Source organism: Amycolatopsis sp. 505 (assembly GCF_031625235.1).
Lineage (GTDB): Bacteria > Actinomycetota > Actinomycetes > Mycobacteriales > Pseudonocardiaceae > Amycolatopsis.
In genome coordinates this window covers 209,356-230,729 of sequence record NZ_JACKQP010000002.1, presented here as the reverse complement: position 1 = coordinate 230,729, position 21,374 = coordinate 209,356, and the positions used below count along the sequence as shown (strand labels likewise).

Genomic DNA, 21,374 nt, shown 5'->3' with positions numbered 1-21,374 from the left:
GGGCTCGTGACGGAAAAGACTTACCCGGTCACCGAAGAGGAACTCTTCCGCTTCGCGGAATTGGGCAGGCAAGGCAGCACCTTCACCGTCCTGCGGCACGCCAGGATCGCCGAGCGGATGGGCCTGTCCGGCACCGACCACAAGACGTTCGACCTGGTCATCCAGGCCGGCGGACCGCTCACCGCCGGCCGGATCGCCGGGCTGACCGGCCTGTCCACCGGCGCGGTCACCGGGGTCGTCGACCGGCTGGAGAAGGTCGGCCTGGTCCGCCGCGTGCGGGACCCCGAAGACCGCCGCAAGGTGCTCGTCGAGGTGGTGCCGGGAGCGGAGGAGCGCTTCGCGCCGCTCTTCGAGTCGGCCTTCGACACCCTCCGCGAGACGCTCGCGCAGTTCTCCCCGGCCGAGCGAAAAGCCATCGAGCGTTATCAGAATGTCATCCTCGAACAGCTGCGCGCCGAAGTCATGGGCAATTCGCGCCCCGCATAGCTTTTCCTCAACTGCGGAGATAATGTCTGCGGCATGCCGCAATTTCGGTTGTCCGAGGCCGCGCGCCTGCTCGGCGTCAGCGACGACACCGTCCGGAGGTGGGTGCGCGCGGGGCAGCTGACCGCGACCGACGACGCCGCCGGCCGCAAGGTCGTGGACGGCGCCCAGCTCGCCGGGTTCGCCCGCGCACAGGCCGCCGCGCCCGACGACCCGTCCGCGGTCGGCCGGTCCGCCCGCAATAGGTTCGTGGGGCTGGTCACCGAGGTGATCGCCGACAAGGTGATGGCCCAGGTGGAACTGCAGTGCGGGGCGCACCGCGTGGTGTCCCTGATGAGTACGGAAGCCGTCCGCGAGCTGGGCCTGCGCCCCGGCGTGCTCGCGGTCGCGGTGGTCAAGGCGACCACTGTCGTGGTGGAAACACCGGAAGGAAGTCGATGAAGAAACTTGCCCTCGCTGTGGCCGCCGTCGCCCTGTTCGCGGGCGCGTGCAGCAGCTCGGACGAGCCCAGCACGCAGACCGGCGGGTCGTCCGTCACCGCGCCCGCGCCGAAGGGGGCCGCGAACGCCGGCGGCGGCACGCTGACCGTGTTCGCCGCCGCGTCGCTCACCGAGTCGTTCACCGCGCTCGGCAAGGCGTTCGAAGCCAAGCACCCCGGCACCACCGTGAAGTTCAGCTTCGCGGGCTCGTCCGGCCTGGTCCAGCAGCTGACCAACGGCGCCAAGGCCGACGTCTTCGCCTCGGCCGACCAGGCCAACATGGACAAGGCCGTCCAGGGCGGCGTGATCGACGGCCGGCCGACGGTCTTCGCGACCAACAAGCTCGCCATCGCGGTCGCCCGGGGCAACCCCAAGGGGATCAAGTCCTTCGCGGACCTGAACAAGGCCGGCCTGACCGTGATCACCTGCGCCCCGCAGGTGCCGTGCGGTTCGGCGACCAAGAAGGTCGAGACGGCGACCGGCGTCACGCTCAAGCCGAAGAGCGAAGAGCAGGACGTCAAGCAGGTGCTGAACAAGGTCGCTTCCGGTGACGCCGACGCGGGCCTGGTCTACGTCACCGACACGACGTCGGCCGCGGGCAAGGTCGACAAGGTCGACTTCCCCGAGGCGGCCCAGGCGGTCAACAGCTACCCGATCGCCGTGGTCAAGGGCGGCCAGAGCGCGCTGGCCAAGGAGTTCGACGACTTCGTCCTCGGGGCCGAAGGCAAGACCGAGCTGAGCAAGGTCGGGTTCGGCCCTGCGCAGTAAGCGGTCCTCCGACGGCCGGCCGGGATCCGTCCCGGCCGGCCGTTCGCGCGTCCCGTGGGTCCTGGCCGTCCCGGCCACCCTCGCGCTGGCCCTCGTCGTCCTCCCGGTCGTCGGGCTCCTGGTCCGCTCGGACCTGACGCGGCTGCCGTCGCTGATCGCCACGCCGTCGTCGTGGCACGCGCTGCGGCTGTCGCTGCTCACGGCCGCGTTGTCCACACTGGCCTGCGTGCTGCTCGGCGTGCCGCTGGCCGTCGTGCTGGCCAGGGCCCGCTTCCGCGGGGTCCGGCTGCTGCGCTCGATCGTGCTGCTGCCGCTGGTCCTGCCGCCGGTCGTCGGCGGCCTCGCGCTGCTCTACCTGCTCGGCCGCAAGGGCTTCCTCGGCGCGCTGATCACCGCGCTGACCGGGGAGTCCGTCCCGTTCACCACGACCGCCGTCGTCATCGCGCAGACGTTCGTCGCGATGCCGTTCCTGGTCGTCAGCCTCGAAGGCGCGCTGCGCGGCTCCGGCGACCGCTACGAGCAGGTCGCCGCGACCCTCGGCGCGCGCCCGTGGACCGTCTTCCGGCGCGTCACGCTGCCGCTGCTGCTGCCCGCGCTCGGCTCCGGCGTCGTCCTCAGCTTCGCCCGCGCGCTCGGCGAGTTCGGCGCCACGATCACCTTCGCCGGCAGCCTCGAAGACGTCACGCGCACGCTGCCGCTCGAGGTCTACACGCAGGCCGAAGTGGACATCGACAGCGCCGTCGCGCTCTCGCTGCTGCTCATCGTCGTGGCGGTGGTCGTGATCGCCGTCGCGCGGCCGCGCTCGTGGGAAGGCGGCCTCCGGTGAGCCTGACCGCCCGGATCGCCGCCGTCCGCGGCTCGTTTTCGCTGGACGTCGACCTCGACGTGCCCGCCGGAACCGTGCTGGCCCTGCTCGGCCCCAACGGCTCGGGGAAGTCGACGGTGCTGGGCTGCCTGGCCGGGCTGATCACGCCGGCGGCGGCGGAAATCACCGTGGCCGGCCGCGCGCTGGCCGGCGTCGCGCCGCACCGCCGCGGGATCGGCCTGCTTTCCCAGGACGCTCTGCTCTTCCCGCACCTTTCGGCGGCGGACAACGTCGCCTTCTCGCCGCGCTCGACCGGCGCCGGCCGCCGCGCCGCCCGCGAGCGCGCCTTCTACTGGCTGGCCGAAGTGGACGCCGTCGCGCTGGCCGACCGGCGGCCGGGACAGCTGTCGGGCGGGCAGGCCCAGCGCGTCGCGATCGCCAGGGCCCTGGCCGCCGAACCGGATCTCCTGCTGCTCGACGAGCCCTTCGCCGCCCTCGACGTCGACGCCGCGCCGGCGATCCGCGGCCTGCTGCGGCGGGTGCTCAAGACCGGGCCGACGACCGTGCTCGTCACGCACGACCCGCTGGATGCGCTCGCGCTCGCCGACCACGTCGCGGTGCTGAACGACGGCCGGATCGTCGAACGCGGCCCGACCCGGGAGGTGCTTTCGGCCCCGCGGACGGCGTTCACCGCCCGGATCGCCGGCCTGAACCTCGTGGCCGGGACCGCGGTGACCGAAGGGCTGCGGACGGCGTCCGGCGAGGTCGTCAGCGGCCTCCCGGCGGCCGACGTGGTGCCGGGCGAGCCCGCGGTGGCGGTGTTCGCGCCGAACGCCGTCGCCGTCTACCCGCACGACGGCGAGCACCGCGGCAGCCCGCGCAACACCGCCGACGCCGTCGTCGCGGCCCTGGAGCCGCACGGGCCGGTGATCCGGGTCCGGGCCGAGGCAGGCGGCTGGGCCCACGGCCTCACCGCCGACCTCACCCCGGCCGCCGTCGCCGAGCTCGCCCTGGAGCCCGGCTCGGCGGTGACGCTCTCGGTGAAGGCCGCGACCGTGGCGATCCACCCGGCCGCGGCCTCCTGACCGGCGGGGATCAGGCCGCGTCGTCGTGGTGGTGGCCGCCGCCGGGGTGGACGTGGAACTTGGCCACCGCCGGCGGGTGCACGACGAACGGCCGCATCATGCCCTCGTCCTCGTGGTCGAGGATGTGGCAGTGGTACATGAACTCGCCGGTGCCACCGCCGAACTGCCCGGCGACGCTCACCCACTGGCCGGGGTTCACGATGATCGTGTCCTTCCAGCCCTCCTCGTACTTCTCCAGCGGGACGTCGGTGAAGCCGTCGATCGGCGTCGTCGTCCGCGCGCCGGCCTGGTCGAACGTCGTCGTGAAGCGCCGCCGGAACAGCGCCTGGAACTCCGTCAGGTGGATGTGGATCGGGTGGGCCGGCCCGCCGTTCGCCACGTGCAGGATGTTCCACACCGCCCACCGGTCGTGGTCGATGAAGACGCCGGTGGTGTCGTCGAAGATCCGCCCCACCATCCGGAACGTCTTCAGGCCGCCGTTCGGGTCCTGGAGCTGGATGATCCCCTCGCCGCCCGGGTCCGCCTCGACCTGCTCGAGGTCCCACATCTCCGGGTGGCTCGCCTGGTTGAGCAGCAGCGCGACCCAGACGTGGTCGTGGTCCTCGGGCAGCGTCGTGCCGTGCTGCAGCCGGACGTACGACGTCGAGATCTTCTCCGGCAGCGTGAACGGGTCGTGCCGGGGCCGGCCGTCGACCCGGAACTCCATCAGGTCCGGCTCGACGCCGCCCAGCCGCGGGTCGGCGTTGCGCAGCTTGAGCTTCCGCCCCGGGAAGCGGCTGAAGTCGATGAGGACGTCGAAGCGCTCGGCCGGGGCGACGGCCAGACCGCCGGTGGGCAGCGGCGCCGGTGCCGGCAGCAGGCCGCCGTCGGTGCCGATCAGGCGGACGGCGTCGTTCACCGGGTTGTTGTCCTCGTCGACCAGGTTCAGCGTGTAGAACCGCGAGTTTGCCGCGTTGAGCAGCCGGAAGCGGTACCACCGCGGGTCGACCTCCAGGTGCGGCCAGATCACGCCGTTGACCAGGTTGAACGGGCCCGAGAACGGGATCGCCGGGCCACCGGGGATGACCGGGAACTTGAACAGCAGCTGCCCGGTGAGCGCGCCGGTCGCCGGGTCGGTGTCGAGGTTCCGGTCGGTCAGGATCAGCGGGATCTCGCGGTCGCCGTGCGGCAGGCCGAGCGCGTCCTCCTCGTCGTCGCGGATGAGGTACAGCCCGGCCAGGCCCGTGTGGACGTTGAAGCGCGTGATCGCCATGGCGTGGTCGTGGTACCAGAGCGGCATCGCCGGCTGGCGGTTCGGGTACTCGGCCAGCTGGGACGTCCCTTCGAGGCCGGCGTTGTGCGCCCAGCCGTCGTTGCCGGCGTTGGTGCGCGCGCCGTGGAGGTGGACGACCGTCCACGCGGGCAGGTCGGCGACGCCCTCGACGATCGAATAGCCCTCCTTGTCCAGTTCGCGGCCCGGCCGGCTGGTCGGCGCGCTCGCCAACGGGCCCTGAACGGCGACGAGCGGGAACGCGCCGTCGATTTCGTTCGACCACGAAATCCGCAGCTGCCGGCCGCTGCGCACTTCGATCGTCGGACCCGGGAAATGTCCCGCGTACGTCCACAACGTACTTTCGGGCAATTCCGAGTGCAGCCGCTGCCGCTTGGTCACCATCGGAATGGTGATCGTTTCCCGGCCGCGTGGCCGGAACACTGGTGGAATGCGGAGTGGGTCGAGGAACTTGGTGAGTCCCCAGTTCGGCCCGGTGATCGGCTCGGCCGCTGCCGGGCACTCGATGATTTCGGTCATGATTCTCCCCCTTCGGAACGGGGGCAGGAAGAATTGCGCGGCGGCGCGCACGCCGTCGACGTCGAAAAGTATTCCCCCGAACCCCCTCGGTGGCCGGCAACGCGACTCCCCTCGCGATACCGGCAATTTCAACTGTAGCCCTTTTCGGCGTATCACGCAGGTGTCTCGCGCGCGTGATAGGTTCCGCACCATGAGCGAACGCCGCTGGACGTACCTCTCCGACATGGACGGCGTCCTGGTGAAGGAGGAGCACCTCGTCCCGGGGGCCGACGAGTTCCTCGCCGAGCTGAAGGCGAACGGCATCGACTTCCTGGTGCTGACGAACAACTCGATCTACACCCCGCGCGACCTGCGGGCGCGGCTGGAGCGCACCGGGCTCGACATCCCCGAGGAGTCGATCTGGACCTCGGCCCTGGCGACCGCGAAGTTCCTCTCGTCGCAGCGGCCGAACGGCTCGGCGTACGTCATCGGCGAAGCGGGCCTCACCACGGCGCTGCACGAGGTCGGTTACGTGCTGACCGAGCGCGACCCCGACTACGTCGTGCTGGGCGAGACCCGCACGTACAGCTTCAGCGCCATCACGCGCGCGATCCGGCTGATCGAGGGCGGCGCGAAGTTCATCGCGACCAACCCCGACGCGACCGGCCCCAGCCTGGAGGGCTCGATGCCGGCCACCGGGTCCGTCGCGGCGCTGATCGAGAAGGCCACCGGCCGCTCGCCGTACTACGTCGGCAAGCCGAACCCGCTGATGATGCGCTCGGCGCTGCGGCGGCTGGGCGCGCACTCGGAGTCGACGCTGATGATCGGCGACCGGATGGACACCGACGTGCACTCGGGCATCGAGGCCGGCCTGCAGACCATCCTGGTGCTCACCGGCATATCCACCCCGGAGTCGGCCGAACGCTATCCGTACCGGCCCACGCTGGTGATCGACTCGATCGCCGACCTGATCGGGCGAACCCAGGACCCGTTCGGCGAAGGCTGACCGCGAGGCGGCTGGCCACAGGGCATATCGTCAGCGGATGAGCAAGTCGACGTACGTCGTCGGCGACGTCCACGGCCACCGTGACGAACTCGCCGACGCGCTGAGATCCGAAGGCCTGGTCGACGAGGAGGACAACTGGTCCGGCGGCGAGGACCAGCTGTGGTTCCTCGGCGACTTCGTCGACCGCGGCCCGGACGGCGTCGGCGCGATCGACCTGGTCATGCGGCTCGAGGCGCAGGCGGCCGAGGCCGGCGGCCAGGTCCAGACGCTGCTGGGCAACCACGAGATCCTCGCGCTGGGGATGTACCACTTCGGCGACGAGCCGGTCCCGTCGGACTTCGGCCCGCGCAGCTTCGCCCGCAGCTGGGAGATCAACGGCGGCCTGCTCTCGGACCAGGACCGGCTGACCCCCGAGCACATCGAGTGGCTGACCGCGCGCCCGCTGGCCGCTGTCGCCGCCGATCACCTGCTCCTGCACTCGGACACGCTGGAGTACCTCGACTGGGGCTCGTCGGTCGACGAGATCAACGAGGCGGCTCGCGACATCCTCGAGGGCAGCGACATCGAGGCGTGGTGGGACGTCTGGCGCCGGATGACGACGCGCTACGCCTTCCGCGGCCCGGACGGCGAGGAAAACGCCCAGAAGCTGATGGACGCCCTCGGCGGCACGCGGATCGTGCACGGGCACAGCGTCATCGCCGACCAGCTGGGCATCCACCCGACCCAGATCGAGGGCCCGTTCCTGTACGCGGGCGGCAAGGCGCTGGGCGTCGACGGCGGCCTGTTCGTCGGCGGGCCGTGCCTGGTGGTCGAGCTGCCGTTCTCGCCGGAGTCCTAGGCGATCTCGACGATCTCCTTGCCGAGCGGCACGAGCGACACCGGGATCAGCTTGAAGTTCGCGATGCCGAGCGGGATGCCGACGATCGTGATGCAGAGCGCGATGCCGGTGAAGACGTGCCCGAGCGCCAGCCACCACCCGGCGAAGACGAACCAGACGACGTTCCCGACGCACGAGGCGGCGCCGGCGTCCCGGCGGTCGACGATGGTGCGGCCGAACGGCCAGAAGGCGTAGCGCGCGATCCGGAACGACGCCAGCCCGAACGGGATGGTGACGATCAGGATGCAGCAGATGACGCCGGCGATCAGGTAGCCGACGGCCATCCAGAAGCCGCACAGGACGAGCCAGATGATGTTCAGCAGCGTGCGCATCAGACGTGCAGCTCCCCGCTCAGGACGGTGACGGCCTGGCCGGCGAGGTGGACGCGGTCGCCGTCCTGGCGGGTTTTCACGATGCCGCCGCGGGAGGAGGCTTGCTCGCCGGTGAGTTCCTTCTGGCTCAGCCGTTCGGACCAGTAGGGCGAGAGGATGCAGTGCGCGGAGCCGGTGACGGGGTCTTCGTCGATGCCGACGCCGGGGGCGAAGAAGCGGCTCACGTAGTCCGTTTCGTCGCCTTGCGCGGTCACCAGGAGCCGTCCGGTCCAGGTGTCCTTGAGCCGGCCGAGGTCGGGTTCAAGGGCGCGGACCGTCTCGGCGTCTTTCACGACGGCGAAGAGGTTCTCGACGCCGCGGCCGGTGTACATGAGCTCGGTTCCGGGCAGGATCTCGGACAGGTCGTCGTCGGTGGGGCGCGGCGGGTCGGAGGGGAAGTCCATCTCGACCCAGCCGTTTTCGGCTTTGGCGCGCAGCTCGCCGCTTTTGGTGACGTAGGTCTGTTCCCCGCCGAGAACGTGCGTGACGGCGAGGGTGGCGTGCCCGCAGAGGGCCACCTCGACGGCGGGGGTGAACCACCGGAGCGACTTCGTCTTTCTGACGAAGAAAGCGGTCTCGGCGTGCTTCATCTCGGCGGCGACGGCCTGCATCCAGGCGGGGTCGGCGGGCTCGTCCAGCAGGACGACCCCGGCGGAGTTCCCGGAGAAGGCGCGATCGGTGAAGGCGTCGACGATGAAGAAGCGCATGTCACCAATGTAGCCGGGCTATTTCGGGTTTCCCTCGGGTCTGTCCCTTAGGTGGTCTCCCCGATGGTCGGCTTGACGACCTTTTCGCCGTCGGGCCCGCGTTCGGGCTTGAGATCGAAGACCTCGTCGTCGACGGCGTACTTGTTCTTGTGTTCTTTGTCGTCTTCCTTCTTTTTCCCGGCCGCCCCCGGAGCGGCGGCCCCGGTGCCGCTTTTGCCCTTGGCCGCGGCGGCCGCGGTCGCCCCGCGCTCGAGCCGTTCGCCGGTCTTGCTGCCGGTTTTGGCGCCTTCCTTGGCGCCATCTTTGGTGCTGTCCGCGCTGCCGGCGCTCCCGGACACCCGCGACCCGGCGAACCCGGAGCCGGCCCGCCCGGCGCTCTTCCCGCGGACGGTGTCCCCGCTGGTCGTCGAGCCACCACCGGCGGTGGTCCCGGGCAAGGCGAGCCCGTCGGGCGTCACCCGGCCGAAGGTGCCGGCCGCGGGGGCGACGCGGAAGTTGGTGTTGCCGCTGAAGGTGCCGGTGCCGCTGCTGCTCCCGGGGGGCACGTAGGTGGGCGGTGGGGTGGGTGCCGGACCGCCCGGCCCTCCCGGCACTCCTGCCCCGCCGGTGCCGGCCGGTCCGCCGGGGACGAAGGTGCCGGTCGTCCCGCCGGTCCCGCCGCCGATGGTGGGGGTGCCGGTGAAGCCGGCGCTGCCGGTGCCGTGGAACCCGCTGACCGAGGTGGAGTCACCTTGCCCGAGCTGAGGAGGCGGGGTGTAGGTGGGCTGGGTACTGGCGGTCTCGTGGTAGGTGGAGTCAAGACCTTGCAGGACCTGAACGGCTTGCTGATGAGCGGCATCGGCCTGCTGCTGCTTGGCCTGGATGCCGACCATCGTCGTGTTCATCCCGATGAGGTTGCCGGATTCGTACTGTTGCCGGGCCTTGTCCATCTCGGCTTGCTGGTTGAAGCCGGTGGGCTCGGGCATGTTGGTCTTGGCGTAGTGGGCCGCCGCCGACTGCTGCGAGTAGTGGTTGGAGACCAGCTGCATGGCGTTGCCGGTCTGTTCGGTGTGGCCGGCGGTGCTCTGGAAGAAGGTGTTCGCCTGCTCGGCCGCGGGCCCCTGCCAAGACCCCCCGGCGGCGGTCGCCGCATCGCGGAACTGGTTGGAGGCATCGGCAAGCCAGTTGCCGTAGACATTGGCCACCCGGCTGCGGTCGTTGATGCCCTCGATGTCGAGGTCCTTGTGGACCATGTCGTAGAGCACTTCGTGCGGGCTGTTCGCGTAGTTCTCGCCAGGAGCCGGTGAATCACTCCGCAAGGTCTGTCCCTCTTGCAGGAGTTTCCCTTGCGCGACCGAGTAGTCCGACGCGGCCTTTTGCGAGAGGTGTTGTGCGTCCTCGTTGCCTTGAAGCTTCTGCTCGGTGGCCGCGTAGTAGTCACCCTCGGACTGGCGGTGCTGCGCCCGGTGCGGCTGACTCATGGCTGGACTCCGTCTCAGTTCTTCGGCAGTAGCGGTTCGACCTTCGCAGCGATGTCTTCGACCTGCTTGCATGCGCTCGCAGTATCAAGATCCGAGCTGAGCACCAGCAGAGCCCGGGAATTCTGCTTCACCTGGAAGCGAATCGAACATTGGCCCGACGAGTGCTGCGGCTCTTGCTCCTCGATTGCGGGGCGCCCGTTGACTTTCCCCTCGCTGGCCTGGCCTGGGTTGTTCACATTGTCCCTGTAGTTCCCGCCGGGTTGGAGGACCAGTGCGACATCCACGGACTGGACGTTGCCGGACGTGGGCTTCTTGGTACCGCAGCCGTTTTTGGAGTCCGCGAGCGTCGGAGTCGCCGGAGGGAAGCCTTGCTCCGCGAGAACCTGGTCGAGAATGGCGCAGGGACTGAGGCCCGCGAACGGATTGTCCGGGTCGCCGGTCGCGGGCGTGGTCGTTCCCGCTGCCTGCGAGCTCGGAGCCGCCTGGCCTCCGACCTCGCTCGCACAGCCCGCGAGGCCTCCGGCGAGAGCCGCAATGGCAAGAACTATCTTGATGCCTCGCGCGGTCACTACTCCTGCAGCCCCTTGTTCATTTGGGCGAACGTCATGCTGTGCGCTTCCTCGGTCTCGCGGTAATTCTTGCGAGCGATGATCATGGCTTCGCGTGCTTGCTGGACACCGTCACGCATCTTGATGAGATTGGGGATCAGCGACTCTTCGTCGCCGTTCGCCACCTTCACGTTGAACTCCGCCACGGCCTTGGCGTACTCGCCACCCCCCATCCGAGCCGGGTTGGCCAGGACGAATACCTCGCGGATCATGCTGTTGTAACCATCGAGGAAGAAGTCGCAGGCTTTCATGTACGCCTGGAAGCCCTCTTCGTTGACCGCGAACTGGCCGCCCTCGGCGAGGGACTTCAGGTGGTGGCCGCCCTCGCTTACCCGCTGTGCCGCTTCCGAGTCCGCCGGTCCCTCGAGCAGGCCTGACAGGAAGTTCGTCCCGGCGTCGCCGGCTGCCGGTGGGGGTGTGAACGACCCCGGTGCGCCGAACTGCGATCCGCCCATGACGCCCTCCCCGTCGTCCAGGGACCACCCTGCGTGGTCCCTTCGCACTGTACTAGTGACGAACCGGCGGTGTCAGTGGTTCCGGCCACGGTCGAGGAGCCAGTTCCGCAGGTGAGAACCATCCGAAGGGGTGAATCGCACGCGGGTTTCGTGGCCCGGGAGCGGCTCGTTGAACATGACGAACCGGCCGCCGTCGTTGTCGATGAACGTGGCTGCGCCGATCGGGTGGAGTGCGCCCTGGCCCTGGCGGGCCGACAGCTCGAACGTGCCGTAGCGGTGCAGGGGCCAGGCTGAGAACTCCGCCGCCGCGGCGGCGTCTTCGCGGGTGCCCGGCGCGACGAACGCCAGCTCCGCCAGCGGCACCGGCCGGTAGCTCGGCAGCATGCCGACCACCAGGTCGACCAGCCTGTCCGGCCGCGTCTGCGCGAACAGGATCTCCTCACCCGCCAGCTCCGAAAACACACCCAGGCCGTGGCCGATCGCTGCTCGGTAGAACACCTGGCGGGCGTCCGTCACCTCGGCCGCTCGGACGATGATCAGCACGTCCGGCTGGGTCCACGCCCGGAGTGTCTGCTCGACCTCGATGTCCAGCTTCTCCGGCCCCGCCAGGCCGCGCTCGCGCATCGCGTCCCACGCCGCCGCCAGGATGCGCTCGTTCTCCTCCAGCGTGTGGCCCGGGCTGCGGATCTCGAACGGGTGCCAGTTCGCCGGGAGGCCCGTGCGCCGGATCGCGGCGGCGACCTCCGTCAAGCCCAGCGAGAATTCCTCCGGCACGTCCGCGAGCGTAGCGGAACTCCTCAGATGTCGAGCTGACGAACGCCCGTCTCGCGGAACGTCACCCGGCCGCCCGTCGCCCGTCCGCGGAGGCGGACTATTTCGTGTGGCTGCAAGCCGATCGCCACTCCGAACGCCTCCACGCTCGGGAAGCCGCCCTGCCGCCGGCGCAGCTCCACCGCCGAAGCCGCGCGTTCCGGAGTCATCCCCGGCAGGCCCGCCAGATCCGGCTCCGAGGCCACATTGACGTCCACCGAAGGAGCCGGAGGAGGCGCCAACGGCAGCTCATAAGCCTCGAGGACGTCGTTCTGCCGCAGCTCCCGCGTCCCCAGCCCCACCGTGAACACCCGCGACCCCGCCGACGACGCAACCGCGATCCCGTCCCGTGCCAGCGAAAGCACCGGCAGCCCCGAAGCGATGACCGTGTGGCGCTCGTTGAACGTCGTCCCGATCGGGCGCAGGACCCGGACCCCGATCCCCACCGTGAACGCCGCGCTCCGCCCCTCCGGCACCTCGACCGCCGCCACCTGTGCGCCGGTGCCGAGTTCGGTGACGCCGTGCACCACCGCGGTCCCGGCGCGCTGCTCCCCGGCGTCGCCGGCCGGGAACGCCGTCAGCGTGTCCCCGGCCAACGGCGGTACGTCGCATTGGAAGCCCAGCAACACCGTCGCCGGCCGGCCCGCCCGCAGTTCGTCGAGCGGTCCCGCCGGCCCGAACAACCCGAGCACCCGCATCGGCTGGCCGCCGCGCGACGACGCACACAGCGCACCGAACCGCAGGACGCCCTCCCGGACGGCCACCTGCGCGTGGAACCCCGTCAGCGGCTCGAAAGCCGGCGCCACCACCGTCGCCACCCCCTCCGGGCGGCTCAGGTCCGGCCCGACGACGTCGTCCGTGTAGAGCTCCAGCGCGTCGCCGTTGCCGAGGTCCCGCCGCCCGACGGCGACGAACACGTCCTTCAGGAACCCGGCGCCCGTCACCGGCTCGACTTCGCTGGAGAAAAACTTCTTCCGCACCATGATCCCCAGGCGCAGGTTCTCCTCCAGCACCCGGTCACCGCGCACCAGCCGCGCGCGGGCGCCGCGGACCGCGCGCCCCGTGCTCACCTGCCCTCCGGGCAGCTCACCGAGGCCGGGGACGGTGACCGAGTCGTGGATCGCCTTGCCGAACTCGATCAGCCCGACCCTGGTCTCGGTCACGACGTGGCGGCCAGCGTGACGCTGATCGACTGGTCGGCGTTGACCCGCTCCGACTCGACGCGCATCCCCGCCTGCCCCGCCCGCTCCTTCAGCCGGGCCAGCACCGCCCGCTGCACTTCGGCCGCGTACGCCTCGTCGACCGACAACACCAGCCGCGAAGCTTCCGCAGGCACCAGGCCAGGCCCGTCGACGTGCGCCACCTGGACGCCTTCGGGGCCGTAGCCGAACGTGATCCGCCGCCCTTCCCAGGCGGCGATGACGGTGGTGCCGTCGTCGGTCACCTGGGCTCGCAGCCCGGCCAAAGCGCGCGCGAGCAGATCGCGGTGCCGCATCCGGGTCCGTACGGTGACGACCCCCGGCCGCGCCTGCGCGTGCGCGGCGATCGTGGCGGCGTCGAGCTGGGCCAGTGCCGCACTGCGCAGCTTGAGCGTGACACTCATCGGCGTTCCCCTTCGAGCAGCGCTTCGAGTACTTCGGTGGTGGCGAACCCGTTCAGCTCGATCGCGCCATCGGGGGCGATCGTCAGTTCCAGGCGGTTCGGGGTGCTGAAGATCGACTCGTCGTAGCGGTCGGTCAGGAAGTGGAACCGCTGGTTCGCCGAGCCCGCCCACGGCCGGGACGGCTCGGGCCGGTCCGCCAGGAAGGGCCCGTCCACCAGCAGATCCGTCGACTCCAGCAGCAGTGACGGCGGCAGGTCCTCCAGGACGTGTCCGGTGAAGGTCATCACCGACAACCCCTCGGCCCGGACCGCCGCGGCGAACCGACCCAGCGGCTCGGCCTGGTCGAACGGTTCACCGCCGAGCAGCGTGACGCCTTCGATCCCCGAGACAGCCAGCACCCGGGCGGCCAAATCCGGCCACGACAGGGAAAACCCGCCGCGGGTCGTCCACGTCTGCGGGTTGAAACACCCCGGGCAGCGGACCGAACACCCCTGCGTCCACACGGCACACCGCGCACCCGGGCCTTCGGCGAGGGTGACGTCGACGATCCGGTGCAGGTTCAGGAGTTCCATTGCGACTGCTGCTGCGAAGCGGTGTCTTCAACCGAAGCGGACGTGCGCCGGTAGTCCTCGGTGAACTCCGACGTCTCGGTCTCCGCGCCGAGCAGGTCCTCCAGCAGCGGGATGTAGTCGAGGCACTTCGACCCGGTCACGCCGTGGGTCTCGGCGCTGATCGAGCCGTCCTTGCCGATCGTCACGGTCACGCGATGCGTCATACGTCGATCGTCCTCCCACTCGGTGACGCCGGTGGCGGCGCGACGGGCTCGGGATCGCCGGTGTCCGTGGCGGCCACGGCCCTGGTCTCCGCCCAGTTCCGGATGGCCAGGATCTCGTCGGCCTGGGTGACCGACAGCGGCACGGTCGACTTCACCGCCCGCACCAGGTCGTCGCGGCGCAGCGGCCGCTTCTCGGCGAACGCGTCGACCAACCCGGACAGCACGGCCTGCTCGATCTCGGCGCCGCTGTAACCCGCGCTGACGTCGGCGAGCTCGGCGAACAGCGCGTCGTCGAGCCCCAGTTCGCTGCCCACGAACGGATCGGTGACGCGCTTGCGCAGGTGGATCCGCCAGATCGCGGCGCGCTCGGGCGCCGAGGGCAGGTCGACGAAGAAGATCTCGTCGAACCGGCCCTTGCGCAGGAACTCCGGCGGCAGCGAGCCGACCTGGTTCGCCGTTGCCATCACGAACACCGGCGCCGACTTCTCCTGCATCCAGGACAGGAACGTGCCGAACACGCGCCGCGCGGTGCCGCCGTCACCGCCGCCGCCCGCGCCGGCGAGGCCCTTCTCGATCTCGTCGACCCACAGCACGCACGGCGCGATGCCTTCCGCGGTGCGGATGACCGTGCGGATGTTCTTTTCGCTGGAACCCACGAGCCCGGCGAAGACGCGCCCGAGGTCCAGACGCAGCAACGGCAGCCGCCACATGTTCGCGACGCACACCGCGGACAGGCTCTTGCCGCAGCCGGGGACGCCGGTGAGCAGCAGCCCCTTCGGCGCCGCGAGGTTGTACGCCGACGCCGCGGGCGTCCACGTGCCGGTGCGCTTGGTCAGCCAGCGCTTGAGCCGGTCGAGGCCGCCGACGGCGTCGAAGCTCGTCTCCGCCGGCACGATGTCGAGCATCCCGGAGCGCCGCACGGCCTGGCGCTTCTCGGCGAGGATCAGCTCCAGGTCGCTCGGATCGAGCCCGCCGCCTTCGACCAGGGCCCTGGCGAACGCGTTTTCGGCCTCGGGCAGCGTGAGGCCGCGCGCGGCGGCGACGATCATGTCCCGGTCGTCGCGGTCGATGCTGATCCGGACGTTCTGCCGGTGCGCGGCGACCATGCTGTCCAGCAGCTCGCCGATCTGGCGCTGGTCGGGCAGCGGGAAGTCGACGACGGTCGCGTCGTGCTCCAGTTCCGGCGGCACCGGCAGTGACGGCGACACGAGGATGAGGCTCAGCGGCACCGGCCGGGTCTTGAACGCGGCCGCGAGCTCCCGCAGCCGGCGCACGACGTCGGGATCGGGCCGGTGCCCGCCCTCGGACACCAGCGACGGGTGCAGGTCGGCGAACACGAAGACGGCGGGCTCACCCCAGCCGTAGACGCGCTCGAGCGCGGCGGCCGCGGTGCGCGTCTCGCTGATCGGCGGGCCGCCCGCGGGGGCCAGCCCGGTGGTCGACGACCAGACGTAGACGCGCCGCGGGGTCCGCAGCCGGTGGGCGTCTTCCGCGACCGCGCGGATCTCTCGCAGCACCCGCTGCTCTTCGTGCGTTTCGACGACGAGCAGCGGGTAGCGCGCCTGCAGCAGCTGGGTCAGTTCGTCGCGGAACCCGGCCATCGATCGCCCCCTCGAAGTCCGTTCGGACCCTACCAACTCAGGCGCCGACGACGAGGATCTCGTACGTCGGGCTGGTGGGCGGGTAGCCGCTGTAGATGTGGGAGTTGACCACGGCGAGGTGGTTGCCGATCTTGATGGCCGAGACCGGCTGGTCGAACAGCGGGTCGGTGATCGTGCCGGCCGAGGTGCCGTGGCTCAGGTCACCAGCGAGACACCAACGGGTGATCTTGTCGTCGAGCTGCACCGCCCAGAGCCGGTTCCCTTCGAGCACGAGACTGGCGACGCTGGGCGCGTTCACGCCCGCGATCTCCTCGCTGACCCCGGTGCGCGGATCGATCGTGAAGACCTCGCCGGGAATCGTGGCGGCCACGAGCAGGGTGTCGCCGGACGGCGTGGCGATGATGTCGTTCATGAAGAAGTCGCCGGGTGCTCCGCCCGCGCCCGGCCCGCTCAGCGCCAGGGTGCGCGGGGTGCCCAGCCCGCCGGCCACGAACGGCACGAAGAACAGCTGCGGGTGGTAGGAGTCGGTGAACCACGCGCCCCGCGGCGTCACCACCACGTCGTTGACGTAGGACGTCTGCGGGTCGCCGAAGGTGTAGTCCGCGACCTTCGCCTTGGTGCGGACGTCGTAGACGTAGGCCTTGCCGCCGATCGCGCCGGCGACGAACAGCAGGTCGTGGCGCCGGTCGAAGTCCACTCCGGCCGCCATGGTGCCGGGCGGTACCTCGATGAAGCGCTCGGCCGTGCCGCGCCGGACGTCCTCGCGGAAGATCGTGCCGGCGATGAGGTCGCCGGTGTAGTAGGTGCCGCCGCCGGCGGCGGTGATCCCTTCGGCGGACGTGGCGCCGGGCAGCACGATCACCTTCGTCGCCGCCGACGCCGGGGTGGCCACCGCGAGCAGCAGGACAGCGGACACCAGAGCCAGGATTCTTCGCATCGGTTCCCTCCCTCTTCCCAGGGGGATCCTGCCACCGTGCTGGCCGACCCGGCACCGGATTCCTAGACTCGGCCCCAGTCACCGCCGACTTCAGGAGGCACCATGCCTGACGCGCCCGCCATGCCGAGCTACGCCTCCGGAATCTCGGAGGTCCCGCTGCTCGGGGACACCATCGGCGACAACTTCGACCGGACGGTGGCCGCGTTCGGGGACCGGGACGCCCTCGTCGACCGGGCCGCGGGCAAGCGGTGGACCTACCGGGAGCTGGCCGCCGAAGTGGACGCGCTGGCGCTGGGGCTGGTCGCGCAGGGCATCGGCAAGGGCGACCGGGTCGGGATCTGGTCGCCGAACCGGGCGGAGTGGACGTTCCTCCAGTACGCGACGGCGAAGATCGGCGCCATCCTGGTCAACATCAACCCGGCCTACCGCGTGCACGAGCTCCAGTACGTCCTCGACCAGGCCGGCATCCGGCTGCTGGTGGCGTCGGACAAGTTCAAGACGTCGGACTACCCCGCGATGGCCGAGGAGGTGCGCGGGAAGTGCGCGGCGCTCGAACAGGTCGTTGTGCTCGGCGGCGGGGACTGGGACGCGCTGCTGGACGCCGGCCGCGGCGGTGACCCGGCGCAGCTGGCGCATCTGCAGGCCGGGCTGTCGGCCGACGACCCGATCAACATCCAGTACACGTCCGGGACCACGGGCTTCCCCAAGGGCGCCACGCTGTCCCACCACAACATCCTGAACAACGGCTACTTCGTCGGCGAGCTCTGCAACTACACGGAAGCGGACAAGGTCTGCATCCCGGTGCCCTTCTACCACTGCTTCGGCATGGTGATGGGCAACCTGGCCTGCACCAGCCACGGCGCCTGCATGGTCATCCCGGCCCCCGCGTTCGATCCGGAGGCCACCCTCGAAGCGGTCGCGGCCGAGCGGTGCACGTCGCTCTACGGCGTGCCGACGATGTTCATCGCCGAGCTGAACCACCCGGACTTCGAGAGCTTCGACCTGTCCAGCCTGCGCACCGGGATCATGGCCGGCTCGCCCTGCCCGGTCGAGGTGATGAAGCAGGTCATCGACCGGATGGGGATGGCGGAGGTGTCCATCTGCTATGGCATGACCGAAACGTCCCCGGTGTCGACGCAGACCCGCGCGGACGACTCGATCGAGCGTCGCGTGTCGACGGTCGGGCGGGTCGGGCCGCACCTGGAGGTCAAGGTCGTCGACCCGGAAACCGGCCTGACGGTCCCGCGCGGCGAGCCGGGCGAGCTGTGCACCCGCGGCTACTCGGTGATGCTCGGGTACTGGGAGCAGCCGGACAAGACGGCCGAAGCGATCGACGCGGCCCGCTGGATGCACACCGGCGACCTGGCGGTGATGGACGGTGACAGCTACCTCAACATCACCGGCCGCATCAAGGACATGGTCATCCGCGGCGGCGAAAACCTGTACCCGCGCGAGATCGAGGAGTTCCTCTACACGCACCCGGACATCCTCGACGCGCAGGTGATCGGCGTCCCGGACGAGAAGTACGGCGAAGAGCTGATGGCCTGGGTGCGGATGCGCGAGGGCGCGGAACCGCTGACGGCGGAGAAGGTGCGCGAGTTCTGCAGCGGCAGGCTGGCGCACTACAAGGTCCCGCGGTACGTGCATGTCGTCGAGGAGTTCCCGATGACGGTGACCGGGAAGGTCCGCAAGGTCGAGATGCGCGAGAAGTCGATCAGCCTGCTGGGGCTGGAACAGGCCGCCTCGACGAAACACGCCTAAACCGGACGGCCGGGCTGGGCGTTGCTCCTTCGCGGCGGAGGGGGCGCTTCCGACACGGGAGCGACGGGACCGCCGGCGGAGGGGGAGTCGTGCTGTCCTGCCTGAAGAAACCGATCACCGTGGGAACGCTGCTCGCGGCGGCCGCGCTGGGCCTGCCGGGCGTGGCGGCCGCGGCCGGCGTCGCGCCGGTCGACCTGGGCACCCTGCCGGGTGACGCGTTCAGCACCGTGGCGGCGATCAACGCCACCGGCACCATGGTCGGCGAGTCGCTCCCGTACGACGTGCGGATGCGCTTCCACCCGGTGAAGTGGGACAGCCAGGGCCGGATCAGCGCCCTGCCGACGCTGGGCGGCGAACAGGGCCGGGCGGTCGCGGTCGACGACGCCGGGGTGGCCGTGGGCTGGGCCCAGGACGCGAGCGGTGCGGAGCACGCGGTCCGCTGGGCCCCGGACGGTTCCGTCACCGCGTTGCCGTGGGCGGGGTCCTCCGAGGCGAAAGCCATCAGCCGGTCCGGCGTGGTCGCCGGAAGCGGCAGCACCCCGCAGGGGACGTACGTCGCGCTGCGCTGGGCCCCGGACGGCTCGGTCACCCAGCTCGCTTCGCTGCCCGGCGGCGGGCAGGGCGTCGTCACCGGGATCACCGCGGACGGCTCGCTGATCAGCGGAAGCGCCTCGGACGCCGCCGGCAACGAGCACGCCGTCCGCTGGACGGCCACGGGCGCGATCACCGACCTCTCGCCGGGCAACGTGGGCAACCCGGGCGCCACGGCGGCCGCGATCAACGACTTCGGCGTGATCGCCGGGAGCGTCACCGAGGCGGGTTCGCGGGCCCCGGTGGCCTGGAAGCGGGACGGGCAGCGGATCCGGCTCGACTGGCCGGCGGCACCGGCCTCCGCGACGCCGCGCGCGATCAACCGCGCCGGGGTGGTCGTGGGCAACGGGTCCGTCGACTTCGCCCAGGACCGGGCGGTGCGCTGGAGCGCGCGCGGGGCCACCGTGCTGGAGCCCGCCCGGCGGTCCGAGGCGGTGGCGCTCAACGACTCCGGCACGGCCGTCGGCAACGTCGAATCGGTGGCGGCCCGCTGGGCCGCGGACGGCACGGAAACCATCCTCGGCGCCTTGCCCGGCGGTGGCTACAGCTGGGCGACCGGGATCTCCGCCGACGGGACGATCATCGGCCGGTCCGACCTGTCCTTCGGCTGGCACGCCGTCTACTGGCCGGCGAGCTGACGGACCGGTGTCCGCGAAGCACGGCTAAACCGCTCCGGGCGGCCAGGCGTGGTCCTGCGCGATTCCGCGGAAGGAGGCGTCCGATGATCATCCTGAGCTGGGACTGGTGAAGATCCGGGTGGGGCACCTCGGTCGAGGTGCCCCACGCCGGGGGCGTCCTCAGCCCACCGCGGCAGCGGCTTCCGCGATCGCCTTCGCGTCCTCTTCGCCGAAGGTTTCTTCGAGCTGCTCCGGCGAATAGTCGACGTCGATCTGCTCCACCGGCATCCCGCGCGCCGACTCGATCGCGCCCAGCCGCCGCTGCGCCCGGTCGGCCGCGTACTGGATGATCTCCTGCGGGTCGTTGTCGAACGGGATCTCCTCGAACTGGTCCTGCACCCACTGGATCATGTTCAACGCGTGCGGCAGCAGCTCGCCCATCCGCTGCTGCACCGCGTCCCACAGGGAGTCGTCCGCGGCGACGTGCCGACGGCAGGTGAAGGTGCCCCAGGCCATGTGGCGGCGCTCGTCGTCGCCGATGCGGCGGACCAGTTCCTGCATGCCCGGCAGGATGTCGTGCTGGGTGCAGATCAGCTGCCACGAGTAGTAGCCGGTGAGCGCCAGGCTGCCCTCGATGACGTGGTTGTACGTGACGCTCGCGCGGATCTGGTTGAGCGGGCTGGGATCGTCCTCCAGCGCCCGCAGCGACTGCGGCAGCTCTTCGTAGAACAGCTTGCGGTAGTGCGGGTTCTCGGCGACGAACGGGTGGAGGTCCTGGGTCAGCCCGACGGCGTCCATCCAGCGCCGGAACACCTCCGTGTGCTTGGCTTCCTCGAAGCAGAACTGCGTCAGGTACATCTCGTCGCCGAACCGGCCGGTCGCCGACATCGCCCGCATGAACGGCTGGATGTCCTCGGTGACAGCCTCTTCGCCGGCGATGAACTGCGCGACCAGGTACGTCGTGCTGCGTTTCTGCTCGTCGTTGAGCGTGTCCCAGCCTTCGCGCTCGCGGCTGAAGTCGATGTCGGCCGGGTTCCAGAACTTCTTGTTGCCCTTGACGAACAGCCGCAGCGGGAAGGAATCCCAGTTCAGCCCGCCCTTGCGCAGTGAGGAAAAGCCGGTCCGGAGCTCCGGGAGCGTGTCGGTCATCGTTTCACTCCATTGTGGACGAATTGGCGGATGGCGGGTTCCAGGACCGCGGTGACGGCGCCGGCCGCCTCGGTCGCCGAGTGCGTGGAAAGCACCAGGTGGGACAGGGAAAGCCGGACGACGGTCTCCGCGAGCAGGGCCGCGGCCTCGGCGGAGAGCCCGGGCTCGAACTCGCGGTACTGCTCGGCGGCGAGGTCCGCGGCCGCGGTGAGGATCGGCTCACCCCGGGTGGTGAGCAGGGGCAGCAGGTCCTCGCCGGCTTCGGTGCCGAGCGCCGCCGCGACCAGGCGGTTCTCCCGCGCGTGCTCGATCGTGTAGACGACGGCGTGGTGGATGCCCGCCAGGAGCCCGTCCGCCGTTTCGAACCGCTGCCGGATCCCGTCGAGGAACTCCGACGCGGTGCGCAGCGCCACCGCCTGGGTCAGCGCCGCCTTGTTCCCGAACTCGTTGTAGACCGTCTGCCTGCTCACGCCGGCTTTCGCGGCGACGTCGGCCATCCGCAGGCCCGCGTGGCCACGGTCCGGCAGCAGGTCGGCGGCGGCGTCGAGCAGCGCCTCCCGCAGGGACGCCTTCGTCCGTTCGGTGAAGCTGGTCACACCTCCACCTTGACACAGATCACTCCGCTGTCAAGGCGCTGTACATGATCGGCTCACGTGTA

Annotated in this window: 24 protein-coding genes; 9 read left to right on the top strand and 15 right to left on the bottom strand. The window is 70.5% G+C overall.

Going from position 1 to position 21,374, the window contains the following annotated elements:
* Positions 1–6 precede the first annotated feature (6 nt).
* The 5 genes from H5965_RS08075 (at position 7) to H5965_RS08055 (ending at position 3,620) form a co-directional block, all read left to right on the top strand.
* Positions 7–486 carry a MarR family transcriptional regulator gene (locus tag H5965_RS08075; RefSeq protein ID WP_310968722.1) on the top strand — a complete coding sequence of 160 codons (480 nt, stop codon included), beginning with the start codon at positions 7–9 and terminating at the stop codon, positions 484–486.
* 33 nt (positions 487–519) lie between these two features.
* Complete coding sequence (locus H5965_RS08070; RefSeq protein WP_310968721.1) at positions 520–924, top strand: TOBE domain-containing protein; 405 nt, start codon at positions 520–522, stop codon at positions 922–924.
* Entirely contained in the window at positions 921–1,730 is an 810-nt protein-coding gene (gene modA / locus H5965_RS08065; protein ID WP_310968720.1) for a molybdate ABC transporter substrate-binding protein, read from the top strand. Before H5965_RS08070 ends, modA begins: the two co-directional genes overlap by 4 nt.
* A gap of 61 nt (positions 1,731–1,791) precedes the next feature.
* Positions 1,792–2,556 (top strand): ABC transporter permease, encoded by a 765-nt coding sequence (locus H5965_RS08060; RefSeq protein ID WP_310969661.1) that lies wholly within the window; start codon positions 1,792–1,794, stop codon positions 2,554–2,556.
* Positions 2,553–3,620: an ATP-binding cassette domain-containing protein gene (locus H5965_RS08055; RefSeq protein WP_310968719.1), complete on the top strand. Its 1,068-nt coding sequence runs from the start codon at positions 2,553–2,555 to the stop codon at positions 3,618–3,620. The genes H5965_RS08060 and H5965_RS08055 overlap by 4 nt, the downstream gene beginning before the upstream one ends.
* A gap of 10 nt (positions 3,621–3,630) precedes the next feature.
* On the opposite strand, the gene H5965_RS08050 is transcribed toward H5965_RS08055, so the two are convergent.
* A complete protein-coding gene (locus tag H5965_RS08050) occupies positions 3,631–5,409 on the bottom strand; it encodes a multicopper oxidase domain-containing protein (protein ID WP_310968718.1) in 1,779 nt (592 codons plus the stop codon).
* Between the two features lie 190 nt (positions 5,410–5,599).
* Here H5965_RS08050 and H5965_RS08045 point away from each other — a divergent pair, with 190 nt between their 5' ends.
* Positions 5,600–6,394: an HAD-IIA family hydrolase gene (locus tag H5965_RS08045; RefSeq protein ID WP_310968717.1), complete on the top strand. Its 795-nt coding sequence runs from the start codon at positions 5,600–5,602 to the stop codon at positions 6,392–6,394.
* 37 nt (positions 6,395–6,431) lie between these two features.
* Positions 6,432–7,232 (top strand): metallophosphoesterase family protein, encoded by an 801-nt coding sequence (locus H5965_RS08040; RefSeq protein ID WP_310968716.1) that lies wholly within the window; start codon positions 6,432–6,434, stop codon positions 7,230–7,232.
* Here H5965_RS08040 and H5965_RS08035 read toward each other — a convergent pair.
* The 12 genes from H5965_RS08035 to H5965_RS07980 all read right to left on the bottom strand — a co-directional run bounded on the left by H5965_RS08035 (position 7,229) and on the right by H5965_RS07980 (position 16,598).
* Positions 7,229–7,603, bottom strand: coding sequence for a YccF domain-containing protein (locus H5965_RS08035; RefSeq protein ID WP_310968715.1), 375 nt, complete (start codon positions 7,601–7,603; stop codon positions 7,229–7,231). The two genes, H5965_RS08040 and H5965_RS08035, sit on opposite strands and share 4 nt — an antisense overlap.
* Positions 7,603–8,349, bottom strand: a complete 747-nt coding sequence (locus H5965_RS08030) for a PhzF family phenazine biosynthesis protein (protein ID WP_310968714.1) — start codon at positions 8,347–8,349, stop codon at positions 7,603–7,605. Before H5965_RS08030 ends, H5965_RS08035 begins: the two co-directional genes overlap by 1 nt.
* A 47-nt stretch (positions 8,350–8,396) precedes the next feature.
* On the bottom strand, positions 8,397–9,881 hold the full coding sequence (locus tag H5965_RS08025; protein ID WP_310968713.1) for a hypothetical protein: 1,485 nt from the start codon (positions 9,879–9,881) through the stop codon (positions 8,397–8,399).
* Complete coding sequence (locus tag H5965_RS08020; protein ID WP_310968712.1) at positions 9,824–10,378, bottom strand: DUF3558 family protein; 555 nt, start codon at positions 10,376–10,378, stop codon at positions 9,824–9,826. Before H5965_RS08020 ends, H5965_RS08025 begins: the two co-directional genes overlap by 58 nt.
* Positions 10,378–10,872: a hypothetical protein gene (locus H5965_RS08015; protein WP_310968711.1), complete on the bottom strand. Its 495-nt coding sequence runs from the start codon at positions 10,870–10,872 to the stop codon at positions 10,378–10,380. Before H5965_RS08015 ends, H5965_RS08020 begins: the two co-directional genes overlap by 1 nt.
* Before the next feature lie 72 nt (positions 10,873–10,944).
* Positions 10,945–11,646, bottom strand: coding sequence for an ESX secretion-associated protein EspG (locus H5965_RS08010; protein ID WP_310968710.1), 702 nt, complete (start codon positions 11,644–11,646; stop codon positions 10,945–10,947).
* A gap of 23 nt (positions 11,647–11,669) precedes the next feature.
* Complete coding sequence (locus H5965_RS08005) at positions 11,670–12,845, bottom strand: helix-hairpin-helix domain-containing protein (protein ID WP_310968709.1); 1,176 nt, start codon at positions 12,843–12,845, stop codon at positions 11,670–11,672.
* Complete coding sequence (locus tag H5965_RS08000; RefSeq protein WP_310968708.1) at positions 12,842–13,285, bottom strand: hypothetical protein; 444 nt, start codon at positions 13,283–13,285, stop codon at positions 12,842–12,844. The genes H5965_RS08005 and H5965_RS08000 overlap by 4 nt, the downstream gene beginning before the upstream one ends.
* Positions 13,282–13,857: a 4Fe-4S single cluster domain-containing protein gene (locus tag H5965_RS07995; protein ID WP_310968707.1), complete on the bottom strand. Its 576-nt coding sequence runs from the start codon at positions 13,855–13,857 to the stop codon at positions 13,282–13,284. Before H5965_RS07995 ends, H5965_RS08000 begins: the two co-directional genes overlap by 4 nt.
* Positions 13,845–14,060 (bottom strand): DUF2997 domain-containing protein, encoded by a 216-nt coding sequence (locus H5965_RS07990; protein WP_176174579.1) that lies wholly within the window; start codon positions 14,058–14,060, stop codon positions 13,845–13,847. Before H5965_RS07990 ends, H5965_RS07995 begins: the two co-directional genes overlap by 13 nt.
* Entirely contained in the window at positions 14,057–15,661 is a 1,605-nt protein-coding gene (locus tag H5965_RS07985; protein ID WP_310968706.1) for an AAA family ATPase, read from the bottom strand. Before H5965_RS07985 ends, H5965_RS07990 begins: the two co-directional genes overlap by 4 nt.
* A gap of 37 nt (positions 15,662–15,698) precedes the next feature.
* Complete coding sequence (locus tag H5965_RS07980; RefSeq protein WP_310968705.1) at positions 15,699–16,598, bottom strand: hypothetical protein; 900 nt, start codon at positions 16,596–16,598, stop codon at positions 15,699–15,701.
* A 102-nt stretch (positions 16,599–16,700) separates the two neighbouring features.
* Between H5965_RS07980 and H5965_RS07975 the strand changes: the two genes are divergently transcribed.
* Together H5965_RS07975 and H5965_RS07970 are read left to right on the top strand one after the other, a co-directional pair.
* Complete coding sequence (locus H5965_RS07975) at positions 16,701–18,359, top strand: AMP-binding protein (RefSeq protein ID WP_310968704.1); 1,659 nt, start codon at positions 16,701–16,703, stop codon at positions 18,357–18,359.
* Positions 18,360–18,448: 89 nt separating this feature from the next.
* On the top strand, positions 18,449–19,588 hold the full coding sequence (locus H5965_RS07970; RefSeq protein WP_310968703.1) for a hypothetical protein: 1,140 nt from the start codon (positions 18,449–18,451) through the stop codon (positions 19,586–19,588).
* 159 nt (positions 19,589–19,747) lie between these two features.
* On the opposite strand, the gene H5965_RS07965 is transcribed toward H5965_RS07970, so the two are convergent.
* Both H5965_RS07965 and H5965_RS07960 read right to left on the bottom strand, forming a co-directional pair.
* On the bottom strand, positions 19,748–20,716 hold the full coding sequence (locus H5965_RS07965; RefSeq protein WP_310968702.1) for a R2-like ligand-binding oxidase: 969 nt from the start codon (positions 20,714–20,716) through the stop codon (positions 19,748–19,750).
* The gene (locus H5965_RS07960; protein ID WP_310968701.1) at positions 20,713–21,312 is read right to left on the bottom strand and encodes a TetR family transcriptional regulator; all 600 of its coding nucleotides are present in this window, start codon (positions 21,310–21,312) and stop codon (positions 20,713–20,715) included. The genes H5965_RS07965 and H5965_RS07960 overlap by 4 nt, the downstream gene beginning before the upstream one ends.
* Between the last annotated feature and the right edge of the window lie 62 nt (positions 21,313–21,374).